Source organism: Rhizobium sp. BT04 (genome assembly GCF_030053135.1).
GTDB lineage: Bacteria > Pseudomonadota > Alphaproteobacteria > Rhizobiales > Rhizobiaceae > Rhizobium > Rhizobium binxianense.
The window spans coordinates 2,284,196-2,296,513 of record NZ_CP125652.1; the positions used below are offsets into that span (position 1 = coordinate 2,284,196).

Annotated in this window: 7 protein-coding genes; all 7 read left to right on the plus strand. The window is 62.1% G+C overall.

Annotated elements, in window-relative coordinates; genetic code table 11:
• Position 1: 1 nt before the first annotated feature.
• The 7 genes from QMO82_RS19705 to glgA all read left to right on the plus strand — a co-directional run bounded on the left by QMO82_RS19705 (position 2) and on the right by glgA (position 12,312).
• On the plus strand, positions 2-2,419 hold the full coding sequence (locus QMO82_RS19705; RefSeq protein ID WP_183609499.1) for a circularly permuted type 2 ATP-grasp protein: 2,418 nt from the start codon (positions 2-4) through the stop codon (positions 2,417-2,419).
• Positions 2,420-2,424: 5 nt separating this feature from the next.
• Positions 2,425-3,303 (plus strand): transglutaminase family protein, encoded by an 879-nt coding sequence (locus QMO82_RS19710; protein WP_183609498.1) that lies wholly within the window; start codon positions 2,425-2,427, stop codon positions 3,301-3,303.
• 114 nt (positions 3,304-3,417) lie between these two features.
• Positions 3,418-4,641 (plus strand): TadE/TadG family type IV pilus assembly protein, encoded by a 1,224-nt coding sequence (locus QMO82_RS19715; protein WP_183609497.1) that lies wholly within the window; start codon positions 3,418-3,420, stop codon positions 4,639-4,641.
• A 276-nt stretch (positions 4,642-4,917) separates the two neighbouring features.
• On the plus strand, positions 4,918-7,380 hold the full coding sequence (locus QMO82_RS19720) for a glycogen/starch/alpha-glucan phosphorylase (protein WP_183609496.1): 2,463 nt from the start codon (positions 4,918-4,920) through the stop codon (positions 7,378-7,380).
• The gene (glgB, locus tag QMO82_RS19725; RefSeq protein ID WP_183609495.1) at positions 7,377-9,584 is read left to right on the plus strand and encodes a 1,4-alpha-glucan branching protein GlgB; all 2,208 of its coding nucleotides are present in this window, start codon (positions 7,377-7,379) and stop codon (positions 9,582-9,584) included. The genes QMO82_RS19720 and glgB overlap by 4 nt, the downstream gene beginning before the upstream one ends.
• A gap of 19 nt (positions 9,585-9,603) precedes the next feature.
• A complete protein-coding gene (glgC, locus tag QMO82_RS19730; RefSeq protein ID WP_183609494.1) occupies positions 9,604-10,866 on the plus strand; it encodes a glucose-1-phosphate adenylyltransferase in 1,263 nt (420 codons plus the stop codon).
• A 3-nt stretch (positions 10,867-10,869) separates the two neighbouring features.
• Positions 10,870-12,312 (plus strand): glycogen synthase GlgA, encoded by a 1,443-nt coding sequence (gene glgA / locus QMO82_RS19735; protein ID WP_183609493.1) that lies wholly within the window; start codon positions 10,870-10,872, stop codon positions 12,310-12,312.
• Positions 12,313-12,318 lie beyond the last annotated feature (6 nt).

A 12,318-nucleotide genomic window follows, 5' to 3' on the forward strand; every position in this document is an offset into this window, starting at 1 on the left:
GATGGGTAAGAGGCCGGCAGTTGAGCGCAGGGGAGAGGCAGAGGACCGCATCGGCAAGGATGCGGCCTTCGACTATGCGCCGATTCCTGGCATCGCCGACGAGATGGTCGACAATAAAGGCGTCGTCCGCCCGGTCTGGCAGCGTTTCCTCTCGCATCTCGGCGTAATGCCGGAAAAGGATCTCGCCGAACGTTTCGCCCGCGCCGACCGCTACCTGCGCGATGCCGGCGTCTTCTACCGCGCCTACGGCAGCAAGGGCACCGGTGAACGCGCCTGGCCGATCTCGCATATCCCGGTGCTGATCGACGAGCGTGAATGGCAGACGCTTTCGGCGGGCCTCGTCCAGCGCGCCGACCTGCTGGAGGCGATCGTCGCCGATATCTACGGCGCCAACCGGCTGGTGGAAGAAGGGGTGCTGCCGCCGGCGCTGATTGCCGCCAATCCCGAATTCCAGCGCCCGCTCACCGGCATCCGGCCGGCCTCCGGCCACTATCTGCATTTCTGCGCCTTCGAGATCGGCCGCGGGCCCGATGGCAATTGGTGGGTGCTGGCCGACCGGACGCAGGCGCCGTCAGGCGCCGGTTTCGCACTGGAAAACCGCGTCGCCACGACCCGCGCCTTCTCGGATATCTACGCCGAAACCCCCGTCCATCGCCTCGCCTCCTTCTTCGGCGCCTTCCGCGACGCGCTGCAGGGCATGAAACATTCGGGCGACGACCGCATCGCCGTGCTGACGCCGGGGCCGGCCAACGAGACCTATTACGAGCACGCCTACATCGCCCGTTATCTCGGCTTCATGCTGCTCGAGGGCGAGGACCTCACCGTCGTCAAGGGCCGCGTCATGGTGCGCACCGTCGCCGGCCTGAAGCCGATCGGCGTGCTCTGGCGCCGCCTCGATTCGGCCTTTGCCGACCCGCTGGAACTGAACCAGAATTCGCATATCGGCACGCCCGGCCTCGTCGAAGCGTTGCGCGCCGAAAGCGTCACCATCGTCAATGCGCTCGGTACCGGGGTTCTCGAGACCCGGGCGCTTCTGGCCTTCATGCCGACCATCTGTCGCCGTTTGTTGGGGCAGGATCTGCAACTGCCTTCGATCGCCACCTGGTGGTGCGGCCAGAAGGAAGAGCGCGAGCACGTCGCAAAGAATATCGAGAAGATGGTGATCGGCCCGGCCTATTCCCGAGCCCCCTTCTTCGACGACAACGGCGAATCCGTGCTCGGCGCGTCGCTGCGCGCGACCGCCAAGGATTCCATTACCGATTGGCTGCGTTCGGACGGCCCGAAACTTGTGGGACAGGAGGTCGTGACGCTCTCGACGACGCCGGCCTGGGTGGACGGCAAGCTCGTGCCGCGGCCGATGTCGCTGCGCGTCTTCGCCGCCCGCACGGCAAACGGCTGGCAGATCATGCCCGGCGGTTTTGCCCGCATCGGCTCGGGCGCCGATGTCGCGGCGATCGCCATGCAGTCGGGCGGAGCCGCCGCCGACGTCTGGATCGTCAGCGACAAGCCGGTCGAGCGCCACACGCTGCTGCCGGCTGAGGGCAGCTTCACCCGCAACATGCCGGGCAGCCTGCCGAGCCGGGCGGCCGACAACCTGTTCTGGCTCGGCCGCTATATCGAGCGCGCCGAGGGGGCCCTGCGCATCCTGCGCGCCTGGCATGCACGTTTCGCCGAAGCCGCCGATCCGAGCCAGCCGCTGCTCGCCGACGTCTCCGAATATCTCGCGGCCGTCGATATCGATACCGCCGAACCCGTGCCGGAAAGGCTCCTGCGCAACATCGACAGCGCCGTTTATTCGGCGAGCAATATTCGCGACCGTTTCTCGCCGGACGGCTGGCTGGCGCTCAACGATCTCGCCAAGACCGCCCGCCGCTTCCACGTCAGCGTCTCTGCCGGCGACGACGCCAGCCACGCAATGACGATCCTTCTGCGCAAGCTCGCGGGTTTCGCCGGCCTCGTGCACGAAAACATGTACCGTTTCATGGGCTGGCGCTTCCTCTCGCTCGGCCGCTACATCGAGCGCGGCCTGCATATGACCCGGCTGCTCGGCCACATGTCCGGCCCGGAAGCGCCCGACGGCGCGCTCGACATGCTGCTCGAGATCGGCGACAGCGTCATGACCCACCGCCGCCGCTACAACGTCAACACGGCCCGGCTGACCGTCACCGACTTGCTGGCGCTCGATCCCCTCAACCCCCGCTCCGTGCTCTTCCAGGTGAACGAGATCCATCACGAGGTCGAACAGCTGCCGAATGCCCTGATCAATGGCCAGATGTCGCCCTTTTATCGCGAGGCGATGCGGCTCCATTCCGGTCTGGCGGTGATGACGCCGGAGGGCATGGGGGTCGAGGTCTATCAACGGCTCGAACGGGAATTGGAACAGCTTTCCGATCTGCTCGCCCAGACCTATCTCGGGTGACATCAATGCTCTACGATCTCACTCTCCGCATGGGTTACAGCTACGATGTGCCGGCCTCCGGCGCCCGCCACATCATGCGCTTGATGCCGCTGTCGCTGACCAACCGACAACGCCTGGTGGCCGGCTCGATCACCATTTCCCCGACGCCGGACGAGCAGTCGCATTTCGTCGATTTCTTCGATCATCCCGCCACCTCGTTCATGCTGCGCGCGCCGCACGAGACGCTCGACATTCGCATGCAGGCCCGCGTGCAGGTGGAAAGCCAGCCGATCGCCGCCGATTTCTCGCCGCTGCTTGCCGATCTGCCGGAGGAGATATCCGGCATCTGGTCGCTGGCGCCGGATTCGCCGCATCACTTCCTCGGCGACAGCCCGCGCCTGGTTCAAGCGCGCGAGATCAGCGACTATGCCCGAAGCTGCGCCGTGCCCGGTCTGACGGCGATGCAGATCGCCCATGCGCTCTGCGCCCGCATCAACAAGGACTTCACCTACGACCCCGAGGCGACGACGGTGGACACGACGCCGCTCGAAGCGTTCAGGCTGAAACGCGGCGTCTGCCAGGATTTCACTCACATCATGATCCTGGCGCTCCGAAGCCTCGGCATTCCGGCCGGCTATGTCTCCGGTTTCCTGCGCACCATCCCGCCACCGGGCAAGGAACGGCTGGAAGGGGCTGATGCCATGCATGCCTGGGTCAGGATTTGGTGCGGCGAAACGATCGGCTGGATCGAGCTGGACCCGACCAACGACATCCCCGCCGGCACCGACCACATCGTCGTCGCCTATGGCCGGGACTATTCCGACGTCGTTCCCGTGATAGGCGTATTGAAAAGCTATGGCGGCCAGCGCGCCGTCCAGGCGGTCGACGTGATCCCGCTGAAATAATCCCAAAACTGGAAAAATCCGCCGATTCGTTAGAATTGAATGGACGCCGTAAGGACGGCGTAAAGAAGTAGCGATGCCTAATGTAACCCACAGGGTCCATTTCGGGTGAACATGATGAGCACCTCCTCTTTGCATCCCTGCCTGCGTCGCATGTTGCGCGACCGTGGCGGCAATTTCGGCATGATGACGGCTATCCTGCTGCCCGTTCTTTTCGGTGCAGCCGGCATGGCGATCCAGGTCGGCGATATGCTGCTGTCGAAACAGCAGTTGCAGGAAGCCGCTGATTCGGCGGCGCTCGCCACCGCCACCGCGCTGGCGAACGGCACGATCTCAACCGCTGAGGCCGAAACGTTTGCACGGAATTTCGTCGCGGGGCAGATGGCGAACTATCTGCAGAGCGGCACCGATATCAAGAGCTCGACGGGTGTGAATGTCCAAACAACGACATCGGGCAAATCGACATCCTACCAGGTAACGGTTTCGCCGAGTTACGACCTCACGGTCAATCCGCTGATGCAGGCGGTTGGCTTCAAGACACAGCATCTCTCGACCTCTGGCACGACGGTCGGTGGTCACTCACAGACCCAAGGCTCGATCTCTATGTTCCTCGCACTCGATAAATCGGGGTCGATGGGAGAGCCTACCGCCACCGTCACGACGGAATCATACACCTATAAATGCAACCCTCACCTCAACCAAAACGGTAAGACGACAATCTACGACACCTGCACCGGCACGCGTACGCGTTATTATACAAAAATAGAAGCACTGAAGCTCGCTGCCGGCAATCTTTTTGATCAGCTCAATAGCGCGGATCCCAATGCCGAATATGTGCGCACAGGCGCGGTATCCTACGATCTCGTTGAGTACACGCCGAGTAAGCTCGCTTGGGGAACCACCGCTGTCACGAGCTATGTCAACGCGCTTCAGTCGGGAGGTGGCACGAATTCAAGCGGCGCAGTGAACACGGCTTACACGTCTCTCACCGCCAAGAACGCCGCGGGCAATGACGCCGAAGACGCCGCCCACCTGCAGAAGACCGGGCAAGTGCCCAAGAAGTACATCGTGTTTATGACGGACGGCGACAATAACAATGATAGCAGCGGCGGCCGTTCCTACGACACCGCGACGAAGAAGACATGCGACGACGCGAAATCTAAAGGCATTGAAATCTATACGATTGCCTTTATGGCACCCGCAGGCGGACAGGCGCTGTTGCATTATTGCGCCTCAGACGACTCCCATTATTTCCAGGCTGAAAAAATGGAAGACCTCCTTGCGGCCTTTCAGGCGATCGGTGCGAAAGCCTCCGCTCAGCTGACACGTCTGACGAACTGAGCATACCGCTGCGAAAAAGGGCAAAGGAAAAGCCGCGCCGGAACAAACCGGCGCGGCTTTTCGTTATCGCTGTCCCACGCATCAGATCGGGAAAAGTGATTGTAATCAATCTCCTCGAACCCGCTGATTATGAAGGTTTCGCAAATTATTCGTTTGTCCAAATCCCTTGTTGCAAGTGCTTACTAACGATGCATAAACTGTCGCTGACACACGCGACAAATCGATTAAATCAGGCATAACATCCTGAAACCAAATTAAAATTGGCGAGATCAGACCATGAATACCGTTTCCAAGCCGGTTATCCCCTCTCCCGCTCCCCGCAGTTCAAGGCCGGAAATTCTCGCCGAAGAAATCATCGAACGCCTGACCTACCGCATCGGCAAGGACGCCAAGGTGGCAAAGCCGCATGACTGGCTGACGGCGACGATCCTGGTGGTCCGCGACCGCATCATCGATCGGTGGATGGCCTCCACCCGCGAGGTTTATGCAACCGGCGCCAAGCGCGTCTATTATCTTTCCCTCGAATTCCTGATCGGCCGCCTGATGCGCGACGCCGTCTCGAACCTCGGCCTGATGGAAGAGGTACGCGATGCGCTTGCCTCGCTCGGCGTCGACGTCAATGTGATCGCCGGTCTTGAGCCGGATGCCGCGCTCGGCAATGGCGGCCTCGGCCGCCTGGCCGCCTGTTTCATGGAAAGCATGGCAACCGTCGACGTTCCGGCCTATGGCTACGGCATCCGCTATGTCCACGGCCTGTTCCGCCAGCAGATGGCCGACGGCTGGCAGGTGGAGCTGCCGGAGAACTGGCTGGCCCACGGCAATCCCTGGGAGTTCGAGCGCCGCGAGAGTTCCTATGAAATCGGCTTCGGTGGCGCCGTCGAATTCGTCACCACCCATGACGATCAGCCGCGCTACGTTTGGAAGCCGGCCGAGCGCGTCATTGCCGCCGCCTTCGACACACCGGCCGTCGGCTGGCGCGGCAAGCGCGTCAACACGCTACGCCTCTGGTCGGCGCAGCCGATCGATCCGATCCTGCTCGATGCCTTCAACGCCGGCGACCACATCGGCGCGCTGCGCGAAAGCAACAAGGCCGAAAGCCTGACCCGGGTTCTCTACCCCGCCGACGCCACGCCTGCGGGCCAGGAGTTGCGTCTACGCCAGGAGTTCTTCTTCTCGTCGGCCTCGCTGCAGGATATCCTTCGCCGCCATCTGCAGCAATATGACGATTTCACCTCGTTGCCTGATAAGGTGGCGATCCAGCTGAACGACACCCATCCCGCGGTCGCGGTCGCCGAACTCGTGCGCCTGCTCTGTGACGTACACGGCATGGATTTCGACCAGGCCTGGGACATCACCCGCCGCACCTTCTCCTACACCAACCACACGCTTCTGCCCGAAGCGCTGGAAAGCTGGCCGGTGCCGTTGTTCGAGCGCCTGCTGCCGCGCCACATGCAGATCGTCTACGCGATCAACGCCAAGATCCTGATCGATGCCCGCAAGGGCAAGAATTTCTCCGATGGGGAAATCCGCTCGATCTCGCTGATCGACGAAAGCGGCGATCGCCGCGTGCGCATGGGCAACCTCGCCTTCGTCGGCTCGCACTCGATCAACGGCGTCTCGGCGCTGCACACCGACCTGATGAAGGTCACGGTTTTTGCCGACCTGCACAAGCTCTATCCCGATCGCATCAACAACAAGACCAACGGCATCACGCCACGCCGCTGGCTGCAGCAATGCAATCCCGGTCTCACCGGCCTGATCCGCGAGGCGATCGGCGACGAATTCCTTGACGATGCCGAGAAGCTGACGCCGCTCGACAAGTTCGCCTCCGACCCGACCTTCCAGCAGAAATTCGCTGCGGTGAAGCGCGCCAACAAGGTGGCGCTCTCCAATCTCGTCGCCAGCCGCATGGGCGTCAAGCTTGATCCCTCGGCGATGTTCGACATCCAGATCAAGCGCATCCACGAATACAAGCGCCAGTTGCTGAACATTATCGAGGCCGTCGCGCTCTATGACCAAATCCGCTCGCATCCCGAGCTCGACTGGGTGCCGCGCGTCAAGCTCTTCGCCGGCAAAGCGGCGCCGAGTTATTACAATGCCAAGCTGATCATCAAGCTGATCAACGACGTCGCCCGCACGATCAACAACGACCCGTCGGTCCGCGGCCTGCTGAAGGTCGTCTTCGTGCCGAACTATAACGTCTCGCTCGCCGAAGTTATGGTTCCGGCCGCCGACCTCTCCGAGCAGATCTCGACCGCCGGCATGGAAGCATCCGGCACCGGCAACATGAAGTTCGGCCTCAACGGCGCGCTGACGATCGGCACGCTCGACGGCGCCAATGTCGAGATGCGCGACAATGTCGGCGAGGACAACATCGTCATCTTCGGCCTCAAGGCCGACGAGGTGTCGAAGGTCCGCAGCGACGGCCACAACCCCCGCGCCATCATCGAGGGGTCGCGCGAACTCGCGCAGGCGCTCGCCGCCATCGGCTCCGGCGTCTTCTCGCCCGATGACCGCAATCGCTACACGGCGCTGATCGACGGCATCTATTCGCATGACTGGTTCATGGTCGCCGCCGATTTCGACGCCTACGCCCAGGCTCAGCGCGAAGTCGACCAGATCTGGACCAACCAGTCCGCCTGGTACACCAAGACGATCAACAATACGGCGCGGATGGGCTGGTTCTCTTCCGACCGTACGATCAGGCAATATGCAGACGAAATCTGGAGAGCCGGATGAAAACGCCGAAAACCGTCCCTGAAGTAAAGCTTTCCTGGGAAATTTCGGCAGATGAAATCGCGGCGATCCTTGCCGGCTCGCATTCCAATCCCTTTGCCGTCCTCGGTGTGCACCAGGCCGGCGACGCCTTCGTCGCCCGCTGTTTCATTCCGGGCGCAGAGGAAGTGACCGCCATGACGCTCGACGGCGGCGTCATCGGTGAGCTGAAACAGCTCCATGCCGACGGCGTCTTCGCCGGCCCGGTTTCCCTCGTAAAGCTCCAGCCGGTGCGTTACCGCGCCCGGCGTGGCGATGCCGAATGGGCTGTTACCGACCCCTACAGCTTCGGTCCGGTACTCGGGCCGATGGACGATTATTTTGCCCGTGAGGGCTCGGACCTGCGCCTGTTCGACAAGATGGGCGCCCACCTCATCAAGCATGACGGCGCCCAGGGCATCCATTTCGCCGTCTGGGCCCCGAATGCGCAGCGCGTCTCCGTCGTCGGTGATTTCAACAATTGGGACGGCCGCCGCCACGTCATGCGCTTCCGCGCCGACAGCGGCATCTGGGAAATCTTTGCCCCTGATGTGCCGGTCGGCGTCGCCTACAAGTTCGAGATCCGCGGCAAGGATGGCGTATTGCTGCCGCTGAAGGCCGATCCATTCGCCCGCCGCAGCGAGCTGCGGCCGAAGACGGCCTCCATCACCGCTGCCGATCTGATACAGGACTGGGAGGACGAAGCCCATCTGAAGCACTGGCGCGAGACCGATAAGCGCCGCCAGCCTATCTCGATCTACGAGGTGCATGCCGCCTCATGGCAGCGCCGGCAGGACGGCACGATGCTTTCCTGGGACGAGCTTGCCTCCAGCCTCATCCCCTATTGCGCCGACATGGGCTTCACCCATATCGAATTCCTGCCGATCACCGAGCATCCCTATGACCCCTCCTGGGGTTACCAGACGACAGGCCTTTACGCACCGACCGCTCGTTTCGGCGAGCCGGAAGGCTTTGCCCGTTTCGTCAACGGCTGCCACAAGGTCGGCATCGGCGTCATCCTCGACTGGGTGCCGGCGCATTTCCCGACCGACGAGCACGGCCTCGGCTGGTTCGACGGCACGGCGCTCTACGAGCACGAAGACCCGCGCAAGGGATTCCACCCCGACTGGAGCACGGCGATCTACAATTTCGGCCGTACCGAGGTCGTTTCCTATCTCGTCAACAACGCGCTCTACTGGGCCGAGAAATTCCATCTCGACGGTCTGCGCGTCGATGCCGTCGCCTCGATGCTCTATCTCGACTATTCCCGCAAGCACGGCGAATGGATCCCGAACGAATATGGCGGCAACGAGAACCTCGAGGCGGTCCGCTTTCTCCAGGATCTCAATATCCGCATCTACGGCAATCATTCCAACGTCATGACCATCGCCGAGGAATCGACCTCCTGGCCGAAGGTCTCGCAGCCCGTGCATGAAGGCGGCCTCGGCTTCGGCTTCAAGTGGAACATGGGGTTCATGCATGACACGCTGAGCTATATGAAGCGCGATCCCATATACCGCGGACACCATCACAACGAGCTCACCTTCGGCCTGCTCTACGCCTATTCGGAAAATTTCGTGCTGCCGCTCTCGCATGACGAGGTCGTCCACGGAAAAGGCTCGCTGATTGCCAAGATGCCGGGCGACGACTGGCAGAAATTCGCCAATCTGCGCGCCTATTACGCCTATATGTGGGGCTATCCCGGCAAGAAGCTCTTGTTCATGGGCCAGGAATTCGCCCAGTGGAGCGAGTGGAGCGAGGAGAAGGCGCTCGACTGGAACCTGCTTCAGTATCGCATGCACGAGGGCATGCGGCGCCTGGTCCGCGACCTCAATTTCACCTATCGCAGCAAGCCGGCGCTGCATGAACGTGACTGCGAGGGCGAAGGCTTCGAATGGCTGGTCGCCGACGACCACCAGAATTCCGTCTTTGCCTGGCTGCGCAAGGCGCCGGGCCAGAAGCCGGTCGCCGTCATCACCAATTTCACCCCTGTCTACCGCGAGAACTACTCGATCCGCCTGCCGTCCGCAGGCCGCTGGCGGGAAATCCTGAACACCGATGCCGACATCTATGGCGGCAGCGGCAAGGGCAATGGCGGGCGCGTGCAGGCCGTCGATGCCGGCGGCAACATCACCTGCTCGATCACCTTGCCGCCCTTGGCGACAATCATGCTTGAACCTGAAAATTAGTGACTGGTGGGAGGAGAAAATGGTAGAAAAACGCGTTCAGCCACTTGCCCGCGATGCAATGGCTTATGTTCTGGCGGGCGGCAGGGGAAGCCGTCTCAAGGAACTCACCGACCGGCGTGCCAAGCCCGCCGTCTATTTCGGCGGCAAGGCCCGCATCATCGATTTCGCCCTATCGAACGCCCTGAATTCCGGCATCCGCCGCATCGGCGTCGCCACGCAATACAAGGCGCATTCGCTGATCCGCCACATGCAGCGCGGCTGGAACTTCTTCCGCCCCGAGCGCAACGAGAGCTTCGACATCCTGCCCGCCAGCCAGCGCGTCTCCGAGACGCAATGGTATGAAGGCACCGCCGACGCCGTCTATCAGAACATCGACATCATCGAGGATTACGGTGTCGAATACATGGTCATTCTCGCCGGCGACCACGTCTACAAGATGGACTATGAATGGATGCTGCAGCAGCACGTCGATTCCGGCGCCGACGTCACCATCGGCTGCCTGGAAGTGCCGCGCATGGAAGCGACCGGATTCGGCGTCATGCATGTCAACGACAAGGACGAGATCATCGCCTTCGTCGAGAAGCCGGCCGATCCGCCGCCCATTCCCGACAAGCCGGATTTCGCCCTCGCCTCGATGGGCATCTACGTCTTCCACACCAAGTTCCTGCTCGATGCGCTGCGCCGCGACGCCGCCGACCCGACATCGAGCCGCGATTTCGGCAAGGACATCATCCCCTATATCGTCGAACACGGTAAGGCGGTCGCCCACCGCTTCGCCAAGTCCTGCGTCCGTTCCGATTTCGAGCACGAGCCCTACTGGCGCGACGTCGGCACGATCGACGCCTATTGGCAGGCCAATATCGACCTGACGGCGATCGTTCCGGAGCTCGACATCTACGACAAGTCCTGGCCGATCTGGACCTATGCCGAGATCACCCCGCCGGCGAAATTCGTCCATGACGACGAGGATCGCCGCGGCTCGGCCACCTCCTCCGTCGTGTCGGGCGACTGCATCATCTCGGGCGCCAGCCTCAACAACAGCCTGCTCTTTACCGGTGTCAGGGCCAACTCCTTCTCCAAATTGGAAGGAGCGGTCATCCTGCCGAACGTGAAGATCGGGCGGCGCGCGCAGCTCAAGAATGTCGTGATCGACCATGGCGTCGTCATTCCGGAAGGCCTTGTTGTCGGCGAAGATGCCGAGCTCGACGCCAAGCGCTTCCGGCGGACGGAGAGCGGCATCTGCCTGATCACCCAACCGATGATCGACAAGCTGGATATCTGACTTATGAAAGTTCTTTCGGTTTCGTCCGAAGTCTTCCCTCTGATCAAGACAGGGGGCCTGGCCGATGTCTCAGGCGCCCTGCCGATTACCCTGAAAGCCTTCGGGGTCGAGACCAAGACCCTTCTGCCCGGCTATCCCGGCGTCATGAAGGTCATTCGCGACCCCGTCGTCAGGCTCGAATTCCCCGACCTGCTCGGTGAGCGGGCGACCGTGCTGGAAGTTGAGCACGAGGGCCTCGATCTGCTCATCCTCGATGCGCCGGCCTATTATGACAGGCCAGGCGGTCCCTATCTCGATCCGCTCGGCAAGGACTATCCCGACAACTGGCGGCGTTTCGCCGCGCTGTCGCTCGCCGCCTCCGAGATCGCTGCCGGTCTGCTGCCCGGCTGGCGGCCGGATCTCGTCCACACCCACGACTGGCAGGCGGCGCTGACCTCGGTCTATATGCGCTATTATCCGACGCCGGAACTGCCGAGCGTGCTGACCATCCACAACATCGCCTTCCAGGGCCAGTTCGGTTCCGAGATCTTTCCCGGACTGCGGCTACCCGCCCACGCCTTTTCCACCGAAAGCATCGAATATTACGGCACTGTCGGCTTCCTCAAGGGCGGCCTGAAGACCGCCCATGCGATCACCACGGTCAGTCCGACCTATGCCGACGAGATCCTGACGCCGGAATTCGGCATGGGGCTCGAGGGCGTCATCGCCAGCCGCATCGACGATCTGCACGGCATCGTCAACGGCATCGACACCGATATCTGGAACCCGGCGACCGATCCTGTGGTCCACACCCATTATGGTGCGACCACGCTGAAGAGCCGTGAGGAGAACCGACGCTCGATCGCCGAATTCTTCCATCTCGACAATGACGACGCCCCGATCTTCTGCGTCATCAGCCGTCTCACCTGGCAGAAGGGCATGGATATCGTCGCCAACGTCGCCGACGAAATCGTCGCCATGGGCGGCAAGCTCGTCGTGCTCGGCTCCGGCGAAGCGGCGCTTGAAGGCGCGCTGCTTGCCTCCGCCAGCCGCCATCCCGGCCGCATCGGCGTCTCGATCGGCTATAACGAGCCGATGTCGCATCTGATGCAGGCCGGCTGCGACGCGATCATCATCCCATCGCGCTTCGAACCCTGCGGCCTGACCCAGCTCTACGGCCTGCGTTACGGCTGCGTGCCGATCGTCGCCCGCACCGGCGGGCTGAACGACACGGTGATCGACGCCAATCACGCCGCACTTGCGGCGAAAGTGGCAACCGGCATACAATTCTCACCCGTGACGGAAACGGGCATGCTACAGGCAATCCGCCGTGCGATGCATTTTTACGCGGACCGAAAACTCTGGACCCAATTGCAAAAGCAAGGCATGAAATCGGATGTCTCCTGGGAGAAGAGCGCCGAACGCTACGCTGCCCTCTATTCAAGCCTCGTCTCGAAAGGCATGTGACCTAAA

What these genes read in the sequence shown, in the direction of transcription:
- QMO82_RS19705 (WP_183609499.1), top strand. Translation starts at nt 2, where the DNA reads ATGGGTAAGAGGCCGGCAGTTGAGCGCAGGGGAGAGGCAGAGGACCGC.
- QMO82_RS19710 (WP_183609498.1), top strand. Translation starts at nt 2,425, where the DNA reads ATGCTCTACGATCTCACTCTCCGCATGGGTTACAGCTACGATGTGCCG.
- QMO82_RS19715 (WP_183609497.1), top strand. Translation starts at nt 3,418, where the DNA reads ATGAGCACCTCCTCTTTGCATCCCTGCCTGCGTCGCATGTTGCGCGAC.
- QMO82_RS19720 (WP_183609496.1), top strand. Translation starts at nt 4,918, where the DNA reads ATGAATACCGTTTCCAAGCCGGTTATCCCCTCTCCCGCTCCCCGCAGT.
- glgB (WP_183609495.1), top strand. Translation starts at nt 7,377, where the DNA reads ATGAAAACGCCGAAAACCGTCCCTGAAGTAAAGCTTTCCTGGGAAATT.
- glgC (WP_183609494.1), top strand. Translation starts at nt 9,604, where the DNA reads ATGGTAGAAAAACGCGTTCAGCCACTTGCCCGCGATGCAATGGCTTAT.
- glgA (WP_183609493.1), top strand. Translation starts at nt 10,870, where the DNA reads ATGAAAGTTCTTTCGGTTTCGTCCGAAGTCTTCCCTCTGATCAAGACA.